General features: G+C 36.5%; 19 protein-coding genes. 11 read left to right on the top strand and 8 right to left on the bottom strand.

Annotated elements, in window-relative coordinates; all coding sequences use genetic code 11:
• Positions 1–47 precede the first annotated feature (47 nt).
• On the top strand, positions 48–1,178 hold the full coding sequence (gene ald / locus ACZ1AQ_RS10145) for an alanine dehydrogenase (RefSeq protein ID WP_489632791.1): 1,131 nt from the start codon (positions 48–50) through the stop codon (positions 1,176–1,178).
• A gap of 280 nt (positions 1,179–1,458) precedes the next feature.
• On the opposite strand, the gene ACZ1AQ_RS10140 is transcribed toward ald, so the two are convergent.
• The 3 genes from ACZ1AQ_RS10140 to ACZ1AQ_RS10130 all read right to left on the bottom strand — a co-directional run bounded on the left by ACZ1AQ_RS10140 (position 1,459) and on the right by ACZ1AQ_RS10130 (position 5,643).
• Complete coding sequence (locus ACZ1AQ_RS10140) at positions 1,459–2,559, bottom strand: DUF3644 domain-containing protein (RefSeq protein WP_489632790.1); 1,101 nt, start codon at positions 2,557–2,559, stop codon at positions 1,459–1,461.
• A 294-nt stretch (positions 2,560–2,853) separates the two neighbouring features.
• A complete protein-coding gene (locus ACZ1AQ_RS10135) occupies positions 2,854–4,275 on the bottom strand; it encodes an APC family permease (protein WP_489632789.1) in 1,422 nt (473 codons plus the stop codon).
• 90 nt (positions 4,276–4,365) lie between these two features.
• Positions 4,366–5,643, bottom strand: coding sequence for a dicarboxylate/amino acid:cation symporter (locus ACZ1AQ_RS10130; RefSeq protein ID WP_489632788.1), 1,278 nt, complete (start codon positions 5,641–5,643; stop codon positions 4,366–4,368).
• Positions 5,644–5,975: 332 nt separating this feature from the next.
• Here ACZ1AQ_RS10130 and ACZ1AQ_RS10125 point away from each other — a divergent pair, with 332 nt between their 5' ends.
• Together ACZ1AQ_RS10125 and ACZ1AQ_RS10120 are read left to right on the top strand one after the other, a co-directional pair.
• The gene (locus tag ACZ1AQ_RS10125; protein WP_489632787.1) at positions 5,976–6,317 is read left to right on the top strand and encodes an iron chaperone; all 342 of its coding nucleotides are present in this window, start codon (positions 5,976–5,978) and stop codon (positions 6,315–6,317) included.
• A gap of 226 nt (positions 6,318–6,543) precedes the next feature.
• Complete coding sequence (locus ACZ1AQ_RS10120; protein ID WP_489632786.1) at positions 6,544–7,365, top strand: alpha/beta hydrolase; 822 nt, start codon at positions 6,544–6,546, stop codon at positions 7,363–7,365.
• Positions 7,366–7,451: 86 nt separating this feature from the next.
• Here the strand turns inward: ACZ1AQ_RS10120 and ACZ1AQ_RS10115 are convergent, their stop codons facing one another.
• Positions 7,452–8,366, bottom strand: coding sequence for a TIGR01777 family oxidoreductase (locus ACZ1AQ_RS10115; RefSeq protein WP_489632785.1), 915 nt, complete (start codon positions 8,364–8,366; stop codon positions 7,452–7,454).
• A 118-nt stretch (positions 8,367–8,484) separates the two neighbouring features.
• On the opposite strand from ACZ1AQ_RS10115, the gene ACZ1AQ_RS10110 reads away from it, so the two are divergent.
• The 8 genes from ACZ1AQ_RS10110 (at position 8,485) to ACZ1AQ_RS10075 (ending at position 15,937) form a co-directional block, all read left to right on the top strand.
• The gene (locus ACZ1AQ_RS10110) at positions 8,485–9,144 is read left to right on the top strand and encodes a TetR family transcriptional regulator C-terminal domain-containing protein (RefSeq protein WP_489632784.1); all 660 of its coding nucleotides are present in this window, start codon (positions 8,485–8,487) and stop codon (positions 9,142–9,144) included.
• Entirely contained in the window at positions 9,144–10,451 is a 1,308-nt protein-coding gene (locus tag ACZ1AQ_RS10105) for an ABC1 kinase family protein (protein ID WP_489632783.1), read from the top strand. The genes ACZ1AQ_RS10110 and ACZ1AQ_RS10105 overlap by 1 nt, the downstream gene beginning before the upstream one ends.
• A gap of 2 nt (positions 10,452–10,453) precedes the next feature.
• On the top strand, positions 10,454–10,609 hold the full coding sequence (locus tag ACZ1AQ_RS10100; protein WP_201296271.1) for a DUF2256 domain-containing protein: 156 nt from the start codon (positions 10,454–10,456) through the stop codon (positions 10,607–10,609).
• The gene (locus ACZ1AQ_RS10095) at positions 10,564–11,868 is read left to right on the top strand and encodes a DASH family cryptochrome (protein WP_489632782.1); all 1,305 of its coding nucleotides are present in this window, start codon (positions 10,564–10,566) and stop codon (positions 11,866–11,868) included. Before ACZ1AQ_RS10100 ends, ACZ1AQ_RS10095 begins: the two co-directional genes overlap by 46 nt.
• A 3-nt stretch (positions 11,869–11,871) precedes the next feature.
• Entirely contained in the window at positions 11,872–13,356 is a 1,485-nt protein-coding gene (locus tag ACZ1AQ_RS10090; protein ID WP_489632781.1) for a cryptochrome/deoxyribodipyrimidine photo-lyase family protein, read from the top strand.
• A gap of 38 nt (positions 13,357–13,394) precedes the next feature.
• On the top strand, positions 13,395–13,679 hold the full coding sequence (locus ACZ1AQ_RS10085; protein ID WP_489632780.1) for a TIGR03643 family protein: 285 nt from the start codon (positions 13,395–13,397) through the stop codon (positions 13,677–13,679).
• Between the two features lie 22 nt (positions 13,680–13,701).
• Positions 13,702–14,385 carry an SDR family NAD(P)-dependent oxidoreductase gene (locus tag ACZ1AQ_RS10080; RefSeq protein WP_489632779.1) on the top strand — a complete coding sequence of 228 codons (684 nt, stop codon included), beginning with the start codon at positions 13,702–13,704 and terminating at the stop codon, positions 14,383–14,385.
• Positions 14,386–14,515: 130 nt separating this feature from the next.
• Positions 14,516–15,937, top strand: a complete 1,422-nt coding sequence (locus tag ACZ1AQ_RS10075) for an SDR family oxidoreductase (RefSeq protein ID WP_489632778.1) — start codon at positions 14,516–14,518, stop codon at positions 15,935–15,937.
• Between the two features lie 100 nt (positions 15,938–16,037).
• On the opposite strand, the gene ACZ1AQ_RS10070 is transcribed toward ACZ1AQ_RS10075, so the two are convergent.
• From ACZ1AQ_RS10070 to ACZ1AQ_RS10055, 4 genes are all read right to left on the bottom strand, one after another.
• The gene (locus ACZ1AQ_RS10070; protein WP_489632777.1) at positions 16,038–18,248 is read right to left on the bottom strand and encodes a heavy metal translocating P-type ATPase; all 2,211 of its coding nucleotides are present in this window, start codon (positions 18,246–18,248) and stop codon (positions 16,038–16,040) included.
• A 107-nt stretch (positions 18,249–18,355) separates the two neighbouring features.
• Positions 18,356–18,922 carry a helix-turn-helix domain-containing protein gene (locus ACZ1AQ_RS10065; RefSeq protein ID WP_489632776.1) on the bottom strand — a complete coding sequence of 189 codons (567 nt, stop codon included), beginning with the start codon at positions 18,920–18,922 and terminating at the stop codon, positions 18,356–18,358.
• A gap of 30 nt (positions 18,923–18,952) precedes the next feature.
• The gene (locus tag ACZ1AQ_RS10060; RefSeq protein WP_489632775.1) at positions 18,953–21,178 is read right to left on the bottom strand and encodes a multicopper oxidase family protein; all 2,226 of its coding nucleotides are present in this window, start codon (positions 21,176–21,178) and stop codon (positions 18,953–18,955) included.
• Positions 21,179–21,245: 67 nt separating this feature from the next.
• A complete protein-coding gene (locus ACZ1AQ_RS10055; protein ID WP_489632774.1) occupies positions 21,246–21,833 on the bottom strand; it encodes a DUF3347 domain-containing protein in 588 nt (195 codons plus the stop codon).
• Between the last annotated feature and the right edge of the window lie 430 nt (positions 21,834–22,263).

The raw sequence follows: 22,263 nt of genomic DNA, 5'->3' as shown, positions 1-22,263 counted from the left end.
AATTACTTTTATGCTTTCAAACAAGTAGTAACTTAAAACTCTCTCATATGATTATTGGTGTTCCAAAAGAAATCAAAAATAACGAAAACCGAGTAGCTCTTACACCAGCTGGTGTAGCCGAATTCAAAAAACAAGGGCATACCGTATATGTACAAACCAATGCTGGAATCAACAGCGGTTTTGCTGATCAATCTTATGTAGATGCAGGAGCATCCATTCTTCCAACTATAGAAGCAGTGTATGACATTGCAGAAATGATTATTAAAGTAAAAGAGCCTATCGCTTCTGAATATCCTTTGATTAAAAAAGACCAATTATTATTCACCTATTTCCACTTTGCTTCTTCTGAGCCTTTAACACACGCAATGTTAGAGCGTGGTGCAGTTTGTTTGGCTTACGAAACGGTAGAAAAAGCAGATCGTAGCTTGCCTTTGTTGGTACCAATGTCTGAAGTAGCGGGACGTATGTCTATCCAAGAAGGAGCTAAATATTTAGAAAAACCAATGAAAGGAAAAGGAATCCTTTTAGGTGGTGTACCAGGTGTTCCTCCAGCAAACGTAGTAGTTTTAGGTGGTGGAATCGTAGGAACTCAAGCTGCTAGAATGGCCGCTGGTTTCGGCGCTAAAGTAACCATTATGGATGTAAGCTTACCACGTTTGAGATATTTATCTGATGTAATGCCAGCTAACGTAGTAACTCAAATGTCAAATCATTACAACATTTGCGAAGCAATCAAAACTGCCGATTTAGTAATTGGTGGTGTATTGATTCCAGGAGCCAAAGCGCCTCACTTAATCACTCGCGATATGCTAAAATTAATGAGTCCTGGAACCGTAGTTGTAGACGTAGCCGTTGACCAAGGAGGTTGTATCGAAACTTGTAAACCGACCACTCACGAAGACCCGACTTTCATCATCGATGATATTGTTCACTATTGTGTGGCTAATATGCCAGGTGCAGTGCCTTACACTTCAACTTTGGCGTTGACCAATGCGACTTTGCCTTACGCAATTCAATTGGCCAACAAAGGATGGAGAAAAGCCTGCGAAGAAAACAAAGAACTAAAATTAGGATTGAACGTAGCCAACGGAAAAGTAGTATACCGTGGCGTTGCCGAAGCTTGGGATTTACCGTTGCACGAAGTAGAAAGCGTTATAGCCGAAGAAGCGGTTTGCTAATTCCTTACAGTTAAAATACAAAATCCGTCTCGTTGCAAAACCAGACGGATTTTTTTATGCTTATTTGGGAGCGGAAAGAATAGGCTTTTTTGTGGTCATCGTCCTGCTCTCCGCTCTATCTTTGCTTTTTAACCCAAAAAGCAAAGGATGCCGCTGCGATCAGGGCTAAAAGCTGAGAAATGGCTTTCTTGGAGGTATTGAGAATAAAAAATATTTTAAAGAAAACAAATAATTTATTAACATAATTGAGAATATGGAAATAGTATAATATCCTGAAACTTTATAATTCAAAATCTTCAATATTAAGTAAAGTCTTATTATCAAAGTTTTGTTTCCATATCTCTTTATTTATCATATTATTAGATAAAACGTGTATTAAAAATTGAACCCAAGACTCTTGATATAGATAGTCATTATGTACTTCATCATAATGACAATATATAGTATTAGTGTCAAATGGATCAAAATCTTGACAAAAATCTTTGTATGGTCTTATTTTAAAAATTGATTGAATATATTTATGATCAGCGTGATTTATTTTAAACTGCAAATGTTTGTTAACTTGTTTTATTACTGCACCAGGTTTCAACTTTCCAACATTTGAAGCTTCTACTTTAATGACTTTATCTTTAACTATCGTTGAAATTTTATCATATTTTTCTTTATCATCCTCAGACAGTAAGTTCCAATTAACAAATTCAACTGCTAAATCATTTTTATTAGTGTTTGCAATTTTTGGTATTTGTATTAATTTGATACTAAACTCTTGAGTAGCAAAAACCTCATCTTTTAAATTGTCTCTATATTTTTTAATAAAATCTAAAATATCTTTATATTCTGAAGATAGAAGTTGTTTACTTGCTTCTTTTTGTTTTGTAGTTCTTAACCTAGAAAACTGTAATGAATAAGCAAGACTTTCATTTAAAGCATAATCATTTCCAAAAAGTTTAATTAATTCATTTTCAAAATTATACAACAAGGATTGACATTCGCCAAAAATCATTAATCCTATTTCGTCTTTATTTATAGTTCTATGTTCAATTTTGTTCCTTAATTTGATAAAGAATTCAAGATTAGTTTTTACACCTTCTGATAAATTCCCATATTCTTTAATTGAAGTTTTTAGCTCCCAAGATTTTTTATCACCATCTATTATTTTGTATCGTCCGTTTTTTTCTTTGTAAAAATAAGTTTCCCCAATAGTATGATTAAAGTAGGCTTGAAATAATCTTGTCCAAGCCATAATCATATGTGTTATAAACGTTTCAACTCTAAAAGGAGCTCTTGGTTTATTATATATTTCTACAGCCAAAAGAGCACAATCAATTGAACTTTCAAGTAATGATTTTGTTTTTCCTTTTCTTAGAATCGGTGTCCCCATTTTTACTCATAAATTTTAAATTACAACTAACTCATTTACTAAATATAAACTTGTGTAACCTACAGAATTTTAAAACAAATTACAACGATTACCAAAGTATTCTTATTATTTCAAATTTAGTATTCATCCTCCAAAATAAACCTTTATGCCTCATATCTTAACACCTGAAAGGTTTAAAAACCTGTCAGGTGTATAATTCAACAGAACTATTAAAAACAATTCTCCTATGCAACTAATTACAATCCGCTGCTTTTAAAACATTATCTTTTAAGCTTGTCAATTCTGGTTAAAAAACTACTCTTTCAACACCTTACGCTGCGTAACATAATACACTGGAATACCCGTAAGCATAATCAGTACGCCCCAACCACAAGTAGAAAATTTGGTAAACAATAACGAGATACAAATTGCCGTGGCAATTACGATATACAAACCTGGTAAAAAAGGATAGCCAAACGCTTTGTAAGGACGCTCAGCGTCGGGCATTTTTTTACGTAAAATAAAAATACCGTAGATGGTCAAAATGTAAAAAATCAATACAATGATGATTACAAAATCCAATAAATCACCGTATTTACCTGTCAAACACAAAGCCGAAGCCCAAAAACACTGTGCCCAAAGCGCCCATCCTGGTACACTTTTCTCATTCAGTTGTGCGGCTTGCTTGAAGAACAAACCGTCTTTGGCCATTGTGTAATACACTCGTGAGCCCGCCATAATCAATCCGTTATTGCAAGCAAAAGTCGAAATCATAATCATCACCGCGATAATCACCGTACCGTAATCACCAAACGTATATTGAGAAGCCACCACCGCTACCCTATCGGATTTGGCTGTGGCAATTTCTTCTATTGGAATAACTGCCAAATACATCAAATTGGTCAACACATAAATAATCGTTACAATGAAAGTTCCTAGAAACAAACTCAAGCCCACATTGCGCTTTGGATTTTTCAATTCGGCTGCAATAAAAGTAACTCCGTTCCAAGCATCACTCGAAAACAACGACCCTACCATAGCTGCCGAAATCCCAGCTAATAATGCCGTTCCTGCAATTGGTGTCCATTGTTTTGTATCTAAATTATAGGATTTGGTTTCCCATACGTCCGTCCAGTTCACGTCCCAAACTTCGGCTTTTGCCGCAAGGATAAATCCAAAAACAATCAATCCAAAAAGTGACAAAATTTTGATAATCGTAAGCACCGTTTGCAACGTTTTGCTGTCTTTTACGCCGCGACTGTTGAGATAGGTTAAGAAAACAATGGTAATGATAGAAACAATTTGAGCCGCGTTGAGTTGAAAAGCACCCAAATCGAGCAAAATATTTTCATCACTCAAGGATGGAATCAAATAGGCGGCAAACTTAGAAAAACCTACACCCACCGCAGCAATAGTTCCAGTTTGAATCACTGCAAAAAAACTCCATCCATACAGAAACGCAATCAATTTGTTGTAGGCTTCTTTTAGATACACATATTGTCCGCCAGCATTGGGCATCATAGCGCTCAATTCGCCATAACTCACCGCAGCAATCATAGTAATGAGTCCAGAGATTAACCAAATCAAAGTAAGCCAAGCAGCAGAACCTACTTGTCGCGCAATATCGGCACTTACAATAAAAATTCCTGAGCCAATCATCGAACCTACTACGAGCATCGTACCATCTAAAAGTCCGAGTTCACGTTTAAAATCTTCGGGTTTGTTTTCTTTGTTCATAGTTGAAGTTAAAATTCATTAAATAAAATTGGCTTTCGCCAGTTGTTAATAGCATAAAAATTGTGAGTTCACTCTTTAAAAGTAAAGGCGTTATCGCAACGCTTTTTCTAAGGCTTCCTCATCGAGTTGATTTTCCCAACGAGCAATGACAATTGTAGCAACGGTATTGCCAATAAAATTAGTCAATGCTCTACATTCTGACATAAATTTATCAATACCAAGAATCAAGGTCATTCCAACTACTGGCACATCAGGAACGACGGCTAATGTCGCAGCCAATGTAATAAATCCAGCTCCCGAAACTCCCGCAGCTCCTTTTGAACTCAGCATAGCAACGAGTAACAACAAAATTTGTTTGTCAAGAGATAAATCAACATCACAGGCTTGGGCAATAAAAAGTGCTGCCAAAGTCATATAAATATTAGTCCCATCCAAATTAAAAGAATAGCCGGTTGGAATTACCAATCCAACGACTTGTTTGGCACAGCCTGCTTTTTCTAACTTCTTCATCACATTTGGCAAAGCCGATTCAGAAGAGCTAGTACCTAATACCAAAACCAACTCTTCCTTAATGTATCGTAGCAATTTGAAAATATTGAATTTATTGTACCAAGCAACAGCCCCTAAAATGATAAAAATAAAAAAGGCTGAAGTCAGGTAAAAGGTAACTACCAATCCTCCTAATTTCAATAAAACAGACAAACCAAATTTACCCACCGTAAAGCCCATCGCTCCAAACGCACCAATGGGAGCCAGCTTCATCAATATTTCGACGATTTTAAAAATGGGATGCGACAATGCGTGTAAAAAATCAAGTACTGGTTTACTTTTATCGATAGTCAACGTAATCCCAATACCGAACATAATCGATACGAAAAGTACTTGTAAAATGCTGTCACCAGTGAGGGAACTCATCAGCGATTTTGGAATAATATCTAGCACAAAGTTGGATAAATTATGCTCCTTTGTGGCATCAATATAATCTTGTATAGATTTGGGGTCTAGGGATTTTGCATCAATATGCAGGCCGGCTCCAGGTTGAATGATGTTACTTACTAACATTCCTATAATCAAAGCCAAAGTCGAAAAGATAAAAAAGTAAACAAATGCTTTACTAGTAATTCTTCCCATTGCTTTTAGGTCGCCCATAGAAGCAATTCCTGTAGTAACTGTTACAAAGATTACTGGGGCAATAATCATTTTTATTAAAGCAATAAATCCGTCTCCCAAGACTTTTAAATTCATCGCTTTTTCGGGTACAAAATGGCCCAATAGAACTCCTGCTAGGATAGCAAGGAGCACCTGAAAATAAAGAGCTCTATACCAAGGTTTGGGGAGAGTTGGAGTGGTATGCACTTCAAATGACATAAGAAATAGGTTAGTTATAGTTGGCTAAAGATATACTTTTTTGCTAAAAATTGGATGTTATGAAAAAAAATCCTAACAAAGGCTAAAAAAGCAGGCCACAAATTCACAAATTCTTTTTTAAATCTTTTACTGACGAAAAAATAAAAAAAAAGATTTTACTATTTTTGAGAATGTTTACATAAGGGTACTTTGTTTCCTTTTAGCCCCGGGAGGAGCGGCATCCTTTGTCTTTTTTCTTTAAAAAGGCAAAGATATAGCGTATCACGGGACTTTGATGGCCAAAAAGCCGATTGTTACTGCTCCTAATACTTTTTATTTTAAAATCATTAGATATGGAAACCGTAGCCTCTTATTTCGCTAAATTCCCCGAAGTCAGTCAGAAAAGAATGCAGCTAATTAGAACGCTCATTTTGGAAAAAGCGCCCGAGGCTCAAGAAAGCATTAGCTACGGAATGCCCGCCTATAAAACCAATGGTAAGCCGTTGATTTATTATGCGGCTTTCAAAAATCACATTGGTTTGTATGCTACACCTTCTGGTCATTCGCATTTCGCTGAAGCACTTTCGTCTTACAAACAGGGCAAAGGCTCCGTACAGTTTCCGAATGACAAGCCGCTTCCACTTGATTTAATCGCTGAAATTATAGCGTTCAGGGTGGAAGAAAACAAGAAATAGCCCATTGGGTAAAATTATTTTTACCACATAGAATCATAGAATTTATAGTTTTTTAAAAGAAATAAATAGACGTTTTACTATTCACATAGGTCATCTATTGTGAAAAATAGAACTATTTCTGTTTTTTCTATGTTGATTTGCTACTAATATATGGCTCTATGTGGTTAAGTTTTTTTAATTTCAATTAACAGTTAAGATATACCCACTTTAAAGCAACAAGTATAGTATGAAATATTCCTTTTTAGTCCTTTTTTGTATCCTTCATTTTTCTGTTCAAGGGCAATCCGTTTCAAAACAAAGTACGCCTTTGACGATTGGTGAAGTGAAAACTATTTCTTCTTCGATTTTAAAAGAAGAGCGAACTTTAAATATTTATTTGCCTCAAAATTATGATACTACCAAATCTTATCCCGTAATCTATCTTCTTGATGGAAGTAGGAATGAAGATTTTCTGCATATTACAGGCTTGGTTCAGTTTTTTAACCTTCAATTCAAAATGCCTGATTGTATTTTGGTAGGCATTGCCAACATTGACCGTAAAAAAGATTTCACTTTTTACACCGATAAAAAAGACTTTCAAAAAGAATTTCCGACCACAGGACATTCCGCAGAATTTATCAATTTTATTGAAAAAGAGTTGCAGCCCTTTATCCAATCCCAATACAAAACCAACGGAACCAACTATTTAATTGGTCAATCCTTGGGCGGACTTTTAGCTACTGAAATCGTCCTAAAACGCCCCAATTTATTCTCGCATTACTTAATTGTGAGTCCAAGTTTGTGGTGGGATGACGAAAGTTTACTTACACAAGCACCAGAATTACTATCAAAATCAAGCCCTCAATCAAAATACGTTTACATAGCAGTAGGAAAAAAAGAGCATCCTGTGATGCAAAAAGATGCCGAAACATTAGTTACTATTTTACAAAAAGCACAATTGAAAGACACCAAGATAGATTTCAAGAGTATGCCTAATGACAATCACGCTACTATTTTGCACCAAAGTATCTACGAGGCTTTTCTTTTGTTGTTTCCGTTTAAAGAATAAAAAACCTCATTTCGCTATGGCAGCAGCAAAATGAGGTTATTACAACAAACTACAAGTAACAAATTAAACTATTAAAACAAATTCTTCTATTTTTTTAAGCAATCGCGCAAGGCAAAATCAAGATTTTTAAATTGAAATCGAAAACCTAAATTGAGTAATTTATCATTGGAAATGCGGCGACCTGTAAGTACCAAAACCGACATTTCGCCCAAAGCCAGTTGCAATACAAAGGCTGGAATCCTTGGCAACCAAACCGAATATCCATAAATATTAGCTAAACTTTTAGAGAAAAGAGCATTTGTTGTACTATCCTCAATAGCGGCATTGTACGCACCAAACATTTCTTCATTTTCCAAGGCTTCTAGATAAATGGCACACAAATCATGAATATGAATCCAAGGCATAAATTGGTTTCCTGAACCCAAAACCGAACCAAATCCATATCTAAAAATTGGTACCATTTTTTGTAGAAATCCTTCATTTTTACCAAGAACTAATCCTGTTCTTATTTTCACTGTTCGGATGCCAAGTGCTGCTACAGCATCGGCAGCTTTTTCCCACTCTTGACAAACTTTACTCAAAAAATCATGAGCAACTGGTGATTCTTCGGTGCATATACCTTCTCCATTCAGAGCGCCATAAACCCCAACACCAGAGGCCGAAATAAAAGCTTTGACTTTTTTATTGTTGGTTTGTAAAACTGAGGCCAGCAAACCCGCTGATTGCACCCTACTGTCTAAAATTTCTTTTTTTCGTGCTACAGTCCATCGCTTATCTCCAATAGATTCTCCAGCCAAATGAATGATATAATCGGCATCCATTATCGCTTTTTCTTCGATACAACCCGTAGACACATCCCAAGTATAATAAGAAATTCCTTCTGTATTTTTCTTTGGTGTTCGTGTCAATACATTTACAGTATATCCTTTATCGAGCAACATTTGAGTTAAATGTTTCCCAACAAAACCAGTACCTCCTGTCAACAATACCCTTTTTTTCATTTTATTTTTTTTGTGTTATCAAAATAACTTATGCAAACATAGGTTAAAATTTTGTTTAACGTTATTAATAATAAGTTAAACAATAGTATCTTTATACTCTAATTTAAATGGAACAGCAATGGCAACTAAAAAATCAGCAATATCCAAAGACAAAATCGTATCCTTTTATATGGATTATGTTGTAGAGCACAACGAAAAACCAAAATCAATTTTCCAATTTGCTAAGCTTAACGGATTTAGCGAAGCAGAGTTTTATACTTTCTTTGGAACACTTGAAGCTATCGAGAAAGAAATCTTCATTCAGTTCTTTGACAAAACCATCGAATTATTAGAAAAAAACCCTGCTTATCCAAGTTATGACATGCGGTCCAAATTGTTGAGTTTCTATTTTACATTTTTTGAATTGCTAACTGCGAACCGAAGTTATGTTTTATATGCCTTGCAACAGCATAAAAATCAGTTAAAAAATGTACTGATTTTGGCTGATGTTCGTAAAAAATTCAAAAATTATATAGGTGAAATTACAACCGATGATTTTCGCATTCAAATCGAGCGCTTTCAGGAATACCAAGAAAAAGTAACAAAAGAATCGTTGTGGATTCAGTTTTTACTCACCATAAAGTTTTGGATGGACGACAGTTCCGCTGGATTTGAAAAGACAGATATCTATATAGAAAAATCAGTAAAGGCAGCCTTCGAATTAATGAACATCACTCCTATTGACAGTTTAATCGATCTTGGAAAATTCCTATTCAAAGAAAAAATACAAAAAAACTAATGAAAACTATAGACTATATTCCTACTTCAAAGATTGAACGAGCGACCAAATTGGTGCAAACGGGGGCAAAAGTAGGTGTGAATTACCTAAAATATTACGGCGAAAAAATAGTCAACTCCGACTTGACGAGAGATAAACTCAACGAAGACAATGCCGAAGATATTTATGACGGCCTAAAAAGCTTGAAAGGAAGTGCGCTAAAAGTGGCACAAATGCTGAGTATGGACAAAAATTTTCTACCACAAGCCTATGTAGAAAAGTTTTCATTGTCACAGTTTTCTGTTCCTCCGCTTTCGGCTCCTTTGGTACTCAAAACCTTTAAATCGAATTTTGGCAAAACACCTTATGAAATTTTTGATGAATTCAATGCCGAATCGTTAAATGCAGCAAGTATTGGTCAAGTACATTTGGCCAAGAAAAACGGAAAAAAATTAGCGGTAAAAATTCAATATCCAGGTGTAGCCAATAGCATTTCTTCGGATTTGGCTTTGGTTAAACCAATGGCGATTCGAATGTTTAATCTACAGGGCAAAGATTCTGATAAATACTTTAAAGAAGTAGAAGACAAATTGATTGAAGAAACCAATTATACGCTTGAACTAAAACAAAGTCAAGAAGTAGTGGCAGCTTGCCAAAAAATAGAAAACTTGGTTTTTCCTGCCTACTATCCTGAATTTTCATCCGAAAAAATCCTAACGATGGATTGGATGACAGGGAAACATTTATCTGAGTTTACTGCCGAAAACACCAATCAAGAAACCGCCAACAAAGTGGGACAAGCACTTTGGGATTTTTATATGTACCAAATTCACGTTTTACGAAAAGTACACGCCGACCCACATCCTGGAAACTTTTTGGTAGACGAAAACCAGCAATTGGTTGCCTTAGATTTTGGTTGTATGAAAAGCATTCCGAATGACTTTTATGTGCCATATTTTGAATTAATCAACAAAGAAATTATTGACAACAAGCAACTTTTTAATGCCAAATTATTTGAGCTTGAAATTTTAAGAAAAGAAGATACTCCAGAAGAAATCGAGTATTTCACGAGTATGTTTTATGACTTGCTATCACTCTTCACTTTGCCGTTTCAAAACACGCATTTTGATTTTTCAGACGAAGTCTTCTTTAACAATATTGCGCAATTAGGCGAACGATTTGCCAAAGACACTAACCTGCGCAAGATGAATGGTAATCGCGGTTCCAAGCATTTTATTTATATGAATAGAACCTTCTTTGGCTTGTATAATTTGATGTTTGACCTCAAGGCTTCCATCGCCGTAAATCAATATCAAAACTATTTATAAAGTTGAAAAAAACACATTTGCCTTCCAAAATATGCGTGGTCTGCAATCGCCCTTTTGATTGGAGAAAAAAATGGGAAAAAGTTTGGGACGAAGTAAAATATTGTAGCGAAAAATGCAGAAGAAACAAAAAGGAATCGTTTGGTTCAGAAATGACCTAAGAGTCGCGGATAATCCAGCGCTACAAAAGGCTATTGCCGAAAACGAAAGCGTAGTTGGCGTGTATTGTTTTGACCCAAAACAGTATGCAACCACAGCTTTTGGATTTAAAAAAACGGCGCATTTTAGAGCACAGTTTACCATAGAATCGGTTCAGGAATTAAGAGCAAATTTAGCTACTCTTGGCATTACACTTTTGGTGTATCACGATTCGGCTTCACAAGTTATTCCGACTTTGATTGATTCATCTATCCAAACTACGCTTTACTTTCAAAACGAATGGACGAGTGAGGAAAAAGAAGAAATCGATAGTGTGAAAAAAAATTGCGGTCCAACTGTAGAATTTGTTGCTGCCTATCATCAATTTTTATTTCCGCCAGAAGTCATTCCGTTTTCGATAGCCGAAATACCCGCTGTTTTTACTCAATTCAGAAATGCTTGTGAAAAAAAAGCAGTCGTTCCGAAAATTGGCAAGCTAACCGCAATGCCTAAATCGAATACGATTGACACACAAACCGCAATTCCTACTTTGGAAGATTTAGGATTTACAACCTTTCAAGTAGATAGGAGAACAGCTTTTCCTTTTCGTGGTGGCGAAAATCAGGCATTGGCAAGACTGCAAGAATACCTCTGGAACACCAAAAAAATCAGTCAGTACAAACAAACCCGCAACGGATTGATTGGAACAGATTATAGCTCAAAGTTTTCGCCTTGGTTGGCCAATGGATGCCTTTCTCCCAAAACCATTTATTGGGAAATAAAGCGCTACGAAAAAGAAATAGAAGCCAACGAGTCCACGTATTGGTTGATTTTTGAATTGCTTTGGAGGGATTACTTCAAATACATTTCGCTGCAAAATGGCAATGCAATTTTTAAAATTGGGGGCATTCAAAACCGAGAGTATCAATGGTCGCAAGACAAAAAAGCCATTCAACAATGGATTAACGGTACTACGCCAGCACCTTTTGTGAATGCAAATATGCTGGAATTGCAACAAACAGGTTGGATGAGCAATCGCGGACGACAAAACGTAGCTTCTTACTTTGCCAAAACTTTACTCTTAGATTGGAGAATTGGAGCGGCCTATTTTGAATCGATGCTTTTGGATTATGACGTACACAGCAATTATGGCAATTGGATGTATGTTTCAGGTGTAGGCAACGACCCTCGAGACCGAAAATTCAATGTCACCTTGCAAGCGCAAAACTATGATAAACAGTCCAAATTCCAACAACGCTGGCTACAACAACAACTTTTTTAAAAGATGAATTCGAATAAAAAACATATCAATATCGTTTGGTTCAAAAGAGACCTTCGTTTGCAGGACAACGAGGCAATCCATAATGCAATCCAATCTGGTCAGCGTACACTTTTACTGTATGTTTTTGAAAAATCATTGCAAAACGATGGACATTATAGCGAAAGACATTGGAATTTCATCAAGCAATCTATCGTAGCCCTCAACGCAGAACTTCAACCGTATCAAACAAAAGTATTAGCTGTAAATGGAGAAGTAATTAGCACCATTAATAGCATACTCGAACTATACACCATCAAAAATGTCTACTCGCATCAAGAAACCGGAATAAAAATTACATACGATAGAGACAAAGCTTTCAAAAGATTTTGCAAAAACAACCAAATCGATTGGGTAGAAAACATAAACAATGGCATTTTTAGAGGGCTAAAAAACCGAAGCAATTGGGTGACGCAATGGGAAAAATACATGAATGAACCTCAGCTAGAATTTCTACCAAAAGAGAACAGTTTTTTAACGCTACATCAAATCGAAACTATAGAACGTTTGCTTGAAAAAACCAACTTAGACACCCAACAAGATAGTAGGTTTCAAAAAGGCGGAACCGAAATGGGACGAAAATATTTAGATTCGTTTTTTAAAGATCGGTACTTCAACTACAGCAATCATATTTCTAAACCCTTACTGGCCAGAAAAAGTTGCAGTCGGCTTTCGCCATATATTGCTTGGGGTAATTTATCAACCCGAGAAGTATTACAAAAAGCCGCTACCTTCCGACAAATTTGCACCAACAAAAAACAAATTGATTCCTTTGTGTCGAGACTTACTTGGCAAGCCCATTTTATTCAAAAATTTGAAATGGAAGAAATTATGGAGTTTGAAAGCATCAACAAAGGCTATCACGATCTAAAAAAGAAAGTCAACACTCAATACATCAAAGCTTGGAAAGAAGGCAATACGGGAGTTCCATTGGTCGACGCATGTATGCGTTGCTTAAACGAAACTGGCTATCTCAACTTTAGAATGCGAGCCTTGTTGGTATCCTTTTTTACCCATAACCTTTGGCAACCTTGGCAAGAGGCTACGCAACATTTATCGCAAATGTTTTTGGATTTTGAGCCGGGCATTCACTACCCGCAATTGCAAATGCAAGCTGGCGAAACGGGTGTCAACTTATTGCGCATCTACAATCCGATAAAAAATAGTTTGGAACACGACCCACAAGGAGAATTTATCAAGCAATGGGTTCCCGAGTTGCGAAATTTGCCTTTGGCTTTCGTTCATCAACCTAGTAAAATGACTTTTTTGGATCAAAAATTCAACAACTTCGAACTTGGAAAAGACTATCCAAAACCGATTGTCAATATTGACAGAACTCGAAAATTTGCTTCGGATTTTTTATGGAAAATGAAGAAAAATCCATTGGTTAAAGAAGAAAGTAATCGGATTTTGAAATTACATACCCTAGCCGACATTGGCGATAGCGATTAAAAAACAAACCTAGAACATCTATCAAAAAAGCTTTAGCTATGCCCAACAAAATAGCCCTTACCGAATTAGAAATTGACCGAATTATAGAAATGGCGTGGGAAGATCGAACCACTTTCGAAGCCATTCAATTGCAATTTGGATTAAAAGAACAAGAAGTCATCAACTTGATGCGTACCGAAATGAAACCTTCAAGTTTCAGACTTTGGCGTGCTCGAGTGCAAGGTCGAAAAACAAAACACGAAAAACTTCGAAATTTTACCGAAGGAAGATTCAAATGTACTTTACAACGACAAATCACCCACAACAAAATATCAAAACGATAAACCAAACTCAATACATTTTTTTATGAAAAACATCGTAATTATTGGCGGTAGCAAAGGAATTGGTAGCGCGATACTAATGCAACAATTACAATCCAATCAGGTATTCAACATCAGTAGAACAGCGCCAGATTTGTCACATCCTAATTTAACACACTATGCCGTTGATGTTTTACAAGACCCACTTCCGGATATCGAAAATGTGGATACTTTGATTTATTGTCCGGGCTCGATTAACTTAAAACCAATCGGAAACCTCAGCATATCAGATTTTAAAAACGATTTTGAAATCAATGTTATTGGCGCTGTAAAAGCCATTCAAAAATATTTGCCTGCCTTGCGAAAAGGACAAAACCCCTCCATTCTTTTGTTTAGTACTGTTGCTGCCAAATTAGGAATGCCATTTCACGCGAGTATTGCTACCGCCAAAGCAGGTGTAGAAGGATTGGTAAAATCATTAGGTGCTGAACTAGCTTCAGTTGTACGTATAAACGCAATTGCGCCTACAATTACCGATACCTCATTGGCTTCAGGTATTTTAAGAAATGACAGAATGAAAGAAAACATGATTGAACGCCATCCGATGAAAGGGTATCTAAAACCTGATGAAGTAGCGCACATGGCCAATTTTTTAATTTCGGAAGAAGCCAAATCCATTTCGGGACAAGTCTTTTCCTTAGATTATGGAATTGTAAGTTTTAAAATCTAACAATATGGTTTCGGAACACTAAAAAAACATTCCAAAGCATCTTTTATCGGTAAAATTCGCAAAAACATCGATTTTATTTATCTATAAATCAATATTTTAACTATATTTAAAAGAAAATAAAAATTTCAATATGAACATTCTACTAACAGGAGCCACTGGATATATTGGAAAGCGACTATTACCTTTATTAGTGGCTAAAGGTCATCATGTGATTTGCTGTGTTAGGGACAAAGACCGTTTTTATTTACCCGAGAATTTAGTTCAACAAGTTCAAGTCATTGAAGTTGATTTTTTGAATCAGGAAACCTTAATTGCCATACCCAACGAAATTGATGCCGCGTATTATTTAATTCATTCCATGTCGGGTTCGGCAAAGAATTATGATGAATTGGAGTATGCTTCTGCTTTGAATTTTGTAGATCGCATGAACCTTACTCGAGTAAAACAAGTCATTTATTTGAGTGGTATTGTCAATGACACCATTTTATCAAAACATTTGGCTTCTCGCAAAGCCGTTGAAGATGTTCTAAAAACAGGTCTTTTTGCTATAACTACTCTAAGAGCAGGTATCATTGTAGGCTCAGGAAGCGCTTCCTTTGAAATTATTCGTGACTTGGTCAACAAACTTCCAATAATGATTACGCCAAAATGGCTCAATACCAAATGCCAACCGATAGCCATTTCGGATGTGTTGGATTTTTTGATAGGAAGTTTACATAATCCCGAAACCTATGATCAAAATTTTGACATAGGCGGACCAGATATTCTCACTTACAAAGAAATGCTATTAGGATTTGCTAAAGCTGCAGGACTGAAACGCTATATTTATACGGTGCCCGTAATGACTCCCAAATTGTCCTCCTATTGGCTTTATTTTGTTACCTCAACTTCTTACAAGTTAGCTTCAGCCTTAGTGAGCAGTATGAAAGTCGAAGTCATTTGCCAAGACAACCGCATAAATGCACTGCTAGATTTACAGCCAATGAGTTATAGCGAAGCCGTTTCGAGAGCATTGATTAAAATAGACAAAGACGATATAGCTTCAAGTTGGAAAGACGCCATGATTAGCGGACAATTCATAGGTAATGTAGCCGATTATTTGAAAGTCCCTAAGAAAAATTGTTTCATCGACCGCCGCAAAAAAGAAATCATCAATCGAAACTATACTACAGAACGTATTTGGTCTATTGGTGGTGAAACGGGTTGGTATTATGGAGACTGGCTATGGGAAATTAGAGGATTTATAGACAAATTGGTGGGCGGCGTTGGTTTACGTAGAGGACGCACCAACCAACACGACATCCATTCTGGCGATGTTTTGGATTTTTGGCGGGTATTGTATGCCAACAAAAAAGAAGGTAAACTCGTTTTGTATGCCGAAATGAAACTCCCAGGAGAGGCTTGGCTTGAATTCAAAATCATACACAATACACTATACCAAGCCGCTACTTTCAAACCTCACGGTTTTTGGGGCAAATTGTATTGGTACTCCGTACTCCCCTTTCATGGCTTTATCTTTGAAGGCATGATTAATAAATTGGTTAAAAAATAGATTTAATTCTTGGAAGAAATTCCAAAAAGTTAAATTCCAAATTCCAAGGCTTGTGCAAAACCTTCGGATTTGGAATTTAATTTTTAAAAGCTTACTTAACCTATAACTTTTTCAATTTCAATCGTAAACTATTACTTACTACACTCACACTGCTCAATGCCATAGCTGCACCCGCGAGCATCGGGTTAAGTAAAAAGCCATTGAAAGGAAATAAAACACCTGCCGCGATAGGAATCCCAATCACATTATAAATAAAGGCCCAAAATAAATTTTGGTGTATCGTAGCCACAGTAGCTTTTGACAAACGAATCGCTTGTGGAATCTTATGCAAATCCGAGGTCATTAGCGTCATATTGGCGACTTCCATCGCAATGGCGCTTCCTTTCCCCATAGCAATACTGACATCGGCTTGGGCCAATGCGGTGCTGTCGTTAATTCCATCACCCACCATAGCAACTGTTTTGCCTTGAGCTTGCAATTCCTTGATAAAATCTGCTTTTTGTTGGGGTAAAACTCCGCCTTTGTAGTGAGTAATTCCCGTTTGTATAGCCATCGCTTGTGCGGCTTTTTCTGTATCCCCCGTAAGCATATAGACTTCGACCCCCATCTGTTGCAACTCCCGAATCGCTGCCGCAGAAGTTGGTTTTACCGCATCCGAAATGGCCAAGAGGGCTAAAACGCTAGTCGAGTTGGCAAACCCAATTACGGTTTTGGCTTCGGTTTCCCAAATGGTAGTCTTTTGAAGCAAGTCTTCGTTTATTTCGATTTGGTTGGCTTTTAAAAAAGAGGGATTCCCTACAAAATACTCCTCACCTCCTACTTTGGCGCGAACGCCTTGGCCCGTAACACTTACGAAATTCGATATAGCAACCGTTGGAACTCCCTGTAAAAAATGAACTACAGCTTCCGCCAAAGGATGCTCGGATTGCGATTCGATACTCAACAAAATAGAACGCAACTGAGGATCGGTACTACTCCACAATTCATCCGTTACTTTGGGTTTTCCTTCGGTGATGGTACCTGTTTTGTCTAGAACGATGGTGTCTATTTTTTGTGCCAATTCTAAACTCAGTGCATCTTTAATGAGTATTCCATTTTCGGCTCCCTTGCCTACTCCAACCATAATGGCGGTAGGAGTTGCCAATCCCAAGGCACAAGGACAAGCAATCACCAAAACAGTGACCAAAGCCATAATACCTTGCGTAAAACCATTTTCTCCTCTTAAAATCCACCACAAAACAAAAGCCACAACCGCAATCGCCATAACCACAGGCACAAAAATACTAGCGATAAAATCGACCTTTTTTTGAACTGGTGCTTTGCTTCCCTGAGCTTCTTGTACTGTTTTTATAATATGAGCCAAAAGCGTTTCGGAACCAACTTGAGCGGCAGTAAAAACCAAACTCCCTTTTTGGTTCAACGTACCCGCCCAAACTTTTTCATTTGCCATTTTGAGTACGGGAATGGGTTCGCCACTTAACATACTTTCATCTACATAGGAATCGCCACTTATCACGACCCCATCGACCGCAATTCGCTCGCCGGGTTTTACCAACAATTTATCACCTACTTTGACTTGGGCAATAGGAATTACTTTTTGTTGCTCGTTGTCTAGCCACAAAGTCACCTCATTAGGTTGCAACGCCATCAACTTTTTTATGGCTGTGGACGTATTGGATTTGGCGTTTTCTTCCAACCATTTGCCTAATAAGATAAAAGCTACTACTACAGCAGCTGCTTCAAAATAAACGTGTCCGTGCAATCCTTTTTGATGCCAATACTCCGGAAACAACGTATTGAATACACTAAACACGTAAGCGACTCCCGTACTCAGCGCCACCAAAGTATCCATATTGGTCGTACCATGACGCGCTTGCTTCCATGCATTAATAAAAAAACGGTTTCCTAAACCAAAAACAACGGGAGTAGAAAGTATCCACATAATTTCGTTGGCATACGGCATTTCCATAAAAAACATTCCAATAATTACAATGGGCAAAGCCAATAGCAAAGCCCAAATGGTTTTGTTTTTTAAAGTGGTCATTTTTTCTTCTTGTATTGAAGCTAAAGTTTCGCTATCGTTAGTATCGTCCTCGATAAACAAATCATAGCCTGAATCCTGAACTGCTTTTTGGACTTCGGATAGGGTAATGATTTTTGGCAGAAACTCAAAGGAAAGCATCGCCGAAGCATAGTTGACTTCGGCTGAAACAATCCCGTTTAAGGCTTGAACCGTAGTAGCGATTTTATTGGCGCAAGATGCACATCCCATTTGTAAAACAGGAATTTGTCTCTTTATAGTAGTTTTCATAGTATACTGTTTTAAATTACAGTACAAAATTACTTGGAAACAAATTGAGAAGTATTACACAATTATCCTAAAGAATTACAACAATTTCAGAAGGTGAACAATAAAAATTATGCCTTCACTTGGTCTAAGGGAATACGGCGGTCAGCGCGAAGATTTTTGAAATAACTCGGAGTTAAGCCTGTAACACTTTTGAATTGATTGCTCAAATGTGCCACGCTGGAATACTGCAACTGGAAGGCAATTTCACTCAAAGTCAATTCGTTGTACACTAACAATTCTTTGACTTTTTCGATTTTTTGAGCAATGAAATATTTCTCAATCGTAGTGCCTTCGAGTTCAGTAAATAAAGTAGTAATGTATTTATAGTCACAATCCAATTGGGTGCTCAAATAATCGGAAAGGGTGTTTTTAAGTGCCGAATTTTGATTTTGAACCAAATCAATAATCAAGTTTTTCACTTTTTCAACCCCTTGCTTTTTTTGGTCTTCGATGATTTCAAAACCAACATTTTGAAGTGTTTTAGCAATAATTTGCTGGTCACTTACAGCAAGTTCCTTTTCAAAAACTACTTCACCAAGAGATACGGAAAGTGGCGTAAATCCGCTCTTTTCCAACTCGGATTGCACCACCATAATACAACGATGGCACACCATATTTTTGATATAGATTTTCATTTGTTTTTTTACCATTAGTTTTGATTCTCTTTAATAATTCAAATTAATTCCAAATCCAAGCCCCATATCACTATCATAGTGTGTAGTAATACCAAAATTTCTTCCAGTAATATAGCGCAATCCTGCCATATATTCTTTATCCGTATTCCACATCAGATTCATTCGTAAGCGCTTTGAAATTGGGATGTCCTTTCGTTCTAATTGTAGTCGAACATTTCCATCCGAATACACTTCAGTTTGTAGTTTTACCAACATAGGTAATACATATTCTATTCCCAAACTTACTACAGAACGGTTATCTTTTGTATTAGATTGTCCGAACAGATTTTTTTCCTGTTGTCCTAAATTCATTTTTCTGTATCTCCAATCAAATCCAACAAAGGGCATTATCCATTGCATTTTACCCAAGTACCGCCCAATATGAGTTTCTGTTTCATACCCGTGATTATCGTTGTATCCTAATCTCCATTCGGTTCCAATGCTCCATCGTGTATTACTAAACATGACTTCTCCATCGTTCCCATTGGTGGCAAAGTCATTTTCAGACATAAAATGAAACATTCGATCTTCGGCAAACAATTGCTTTTGCGCCAATTTAGGATTGGGAATCAAAGGATTTGCAGCCTGATTTTCATAAGTAAAAACCCTACCCATTCCTGCCATCATGTGGTACAAGATATGACAATGAAAAAACCAATCTCCTTCCACATTAGCATTAAATTCCAACGTATCTGTTTCCATTGGCATGATATCAACCACATTTTTCAAAGGAGCATAATCACCTTGATTGTTAAGTAACCTAAAATCATGACCATGCAAATGCATTGGATGTCTCATCATGGATCCATTATAAATGGTAATCCGAACGTTTTCGCCCTTTTTAATCAATATTTTATCGGTTTCAGAAACTACTTTATTATTTAAGCTCCATACGTACCGATTCATATTTCCAGTAAGTTCAAAACGCAATTCTTTTACTGGAGCATTCTTAGGCAAACTGGTTTTCGAAGGTGATTTTAACATCGTATAATTGAGCGTTACAATATCGGAAAGGGCATTACTATCATAGTCACTTTCAGACATATTCATAGCCTTTTTACTCGTAGCTTTTTTTGCTTCACCCGTAATTTCAGGATACATTACTACGTTCATATCCATTTGATTCAAACTCATACTCATTCCCATATCATCTAAATCCCCATTCATTTTCATCATACCATTCATCATTTTCATTCCCTCAAAATACTTTAATTTAGGTAATGGTTTGGCTAATTGTTTTGGTCCATTTCCTAAATACAATGAAGTTGATTTCGTTCTGTCTTCTGCAGTTGCCAAAAATTCGTAGGACGCTCCATCATTTGGTATAGTAACTACTACATCGTAGGTTTCAGAAACAGCTATAAGCAAGCGATCCACCTCGATAGGTTCAACATCATTTCCGTCGTTAGCCACAACTGTTATTTTTCCGCCAGCATAAGTTAGCCAAAAATAAGTAGAAGCGCCTCCATTCGAAATTCGTAAGCGTGCTTTATCACCAGCCTTGAATTGCGATAATTGTGTTTCCTTTTTACCATTAATTAAAAAAGCATCATAGAAAACATCGCTTACATCCATAGCGTTCATACGCTTCCATTCATTATTCAATTTAGTACCAAAGTGTCCTTGTGCAATAGCTTCAGCATAACTTTGAGTAGTTCCTTTTTGTATGGCAAACCAATCCGATGCGTTGTGCAACATTCTATGCACATTATTAGGATTGACATCGGTCCATTCACTCAAAATGATGGGAATAGTAGGCAAATCATCAATTCCTTTTCTAAACTGTTTGTCTGCGTCTTTCTTTTTCAAAATCATAGAGCCATACATTCCTATTTGCTCTTGCAAACCTGAATGGCTGTGATACCAATGGGTTCCGTTTTGTATAATGGGAAAAGTATATTTGTGTGTGGTATTAGGAGCAATTGGCATTTGAGTCAAATTGGGAACGCCATCTTCTTGGTTGGGCAAAAACAAACCGTGCCAATGCAAAGAGGTGGATTCCTTTAGCTCATTATGCACATAAATTTCTGCAATATCCCCTTCGGTAAAAGTTAAAGTCGGCATAGGAATTTGACCGTTTACTGCAATAGCTCTCTTGGGGTTACCAGTAAAATTGACTACAGTATCACGAACATACAAATCATATCGAACCACATTTTGAGCAAAACTTACAACTGAAAACAGCATTAACAGTAAAGAGACTTTCAGTAGCCTCATCCTTTTTTTTATATCTATCATAGTACATCTAATTAATAAGGCGAAATGAAAACATTTCGCCTTAAAATTATTTTATAGTTTCCACTACTTTACCACAAGTTAGCATCATTGATCCATAATATGGATTTTTGACAGTACTCTCTTTACTAAGCCAATTGGCTCCTTTTCCACCATTTGCCATTGGACAATGTTGGATGTAAACAGGCGTAGCTTGTTTGGATACTTTCAATAATTGATATACATTTTTAGACAAGGTAATAAAATGATCTCTTTGGTGTTTTGGATCTTTTGTCTCCGAAATATGTTCAGCATCTTCAGTTAAATCTTTCACAACCTTCATCCAAACCATATGAACTTTCATGTCCAATTTTTCCATTTTAACACTTTTAATAGCCAAAAGCATTTGCTTTGCTCTTCCCGCCGCATCATTACCATTACTGCTAACTAAAGCGTCTTTAACTGTAAAATAAGTATCAAAAACGGGGGTGAGCTGATCCACTTTTTGCGCCTCACCCATTGATTTGACAACTACTGACTCGGTATTAGTATTTTGAAATTGGTTGGTTCCTTTTGCAGGAATTACTTGTTTTGCCTGCGAAGTTACGGTTGATAATAATACAGTGATTACTACCAACATTTTTGATGTTTGTTTCATTTTTTTCTATTTAGATATAATACTATTTTTTTTCATAAATGTCCATTCTCAAGAAAACAGACCTATGGCTAGGAACAAAAAAATTATAATATTTTTGGGGGTAACCAAATAGAAATATGAGCTGAAGAAACGAAAGGATCTACATAGTAAAAAGTGGTTTTTTGAATAAAATTTTCAAAGATGCTTGATTCAAATGTAAACTCAATATTTAGAAATAAATTAAATGAAGTGCAAGAAGTTATGCATTTGGTGCTTCCACATTTTCCTGAACATGGATTAGACTTCTTGTTTGAATGATTTTCGCAACACGTTTGCTTTTGTATTTTTAAAGACTCGCATTTTGTAGTACTGATTTTATGAGTCGATTTAGTTTTAGTACAAGCATAGCCTTTCATTGGAACACAAAAGAGTCCAAAAAAAACAAGTAGTA

This window comes from Flavobacterium sp. UM26 (genome assembly GCF_057922445.1).
The sequence above is the reverse complement of the archived record's forward strand: the minus strand, read 5'-3'. Positions and strand labels throughout refer to the sequence as shown.

Bases quoted from the DNA above. Each gene is read 5' to 3' on its own strand.
- ACZ1AQ_RS10085 (WP_489632780.1), top strand. From the start codon at position 13,395: ATGCCCAACAAAATAGCCCTTACCGAATTAGAAATTGACCGAATTATA.
- ACZ1AQ_RS10110 (WP_489632784.1), top strand. From the start codon at position 8,485: ATGGCAACTAAAAAATCAGCAATATCCAAAGACAAAATCGTATCCTTT.
- ald (WP_489632791.1), top strand. From the start codon at position 48: ATGATTATTGGTGTTCCAAAAGAAATCAAAAATAACGAAAACCGAGTA.
- ACZ1AQ_RS10125 (WP_489632787.1), top strand. From the start codon at position 5,976: ATGGAAACCGTAGCCTCTTATTTCGCTAAATTCCCCGAAGTCAGTCAG.
- ACZ1AQ_RS10060 (WP_489632775.1), bottom strand. From the start codon at position 21,178: ATGAGGCTACTGAAAGTCTCTTTACTGTTAATGCTGTTTTCAGTTGTA.
- ACZ1AQ_RS10070 (WP_489632777.1), bottom strand. From the start codon at position 18,248: ATGAAAACTACTATAAAGAGACAAATTCCTGTTTTACAAATGGGATGT.
- ACZ1AQ_RS10130 (WP_489632788.1), bottom strand. From the start codon at position 5,643: ATGTCATTTGAAGTGCATACCACTCCAACTCTCCCCAAACCTTGGTAT.
- ACZ1AQ_RS10075 (WP_489632778.1), top strand. From the start codon at position 14,516: ATGAACATTCTACTAACAGGAGCCACTGGATATATTGGAAAGCGACTA.
- ACZ1AQ_RS10105 (WP_489632783.1), top strand. From the start codon at position 9,144: ATGAAAACTATAGACTATATTCCTACTTCAAAGATTGAACGAGCGACC.
- ACZ1AQ_RS10095 (WP_489632782.1), top strand. From the start codon at position 10,564: ATGCAGAAGAAACAAAAAGGAATCGTTTGGTTCAGAAATGACCTAAGA.
- ACZ1AQ_RS10080 (WP_489632779.1), top strand. From the start codon at position 13,702: ATGAAAAACATCGTAATTATTGGCGGTAGCAAAGGAATTGGTAGCGCG.
- ACZ1AQ_RS10090 (WP_489632781.1), top strand. From the start codon at position 11,872: ATGAATTCGAATAAAAAACATATCAATATCGTTTGGTTCAAAAGAGAC.
- ACZ1AQ_RS10065 (WP_489632776.1), bottom strand. From the start codon at position 18,922: ATGAAAATCTATATCAAAAATATGGTGTGCCATCGTTGTATTATGGTG.
- ACZ1AQ_RS10135 (WP_489632789.1), bottom strand. From the start codon at position 4,275: ATGAACAAAGAAAACAAACCCGAAGATTTTAAACGTGAACTCGGACTT.
- ACZ1AQ_RS10115 (WP_489632785.1), bottom strand. From the start codon at position 8,366: ATGAAAAAAAGGGTATTGTTGACAGGAGGTACTGGTTTTGTTGGGAAA.
- ACZ1AQ_RS10055 (WP_489632774.1), bottom strand. From the start codon at position 21,833: ATGAAACAAACATCAAAAATGTTGGTAGTAATCACTGTATTATTATCA.
- ACZ1AQ_RS10140 (WP_489632790.1), bottom strand. From the start codon at position 2,559: ATGGGGACACCGATTCTAAGAAAAGGAAAAACAAAATCATTACTTGAA.
- ACZ1AQ_RS10120 (WP_489632786.1), top strand. From the start codon at position 6,544: ATGAAATATTCCTTTTTAGTCCTTTTTTGTATCCTTCATTTTTCTGTT.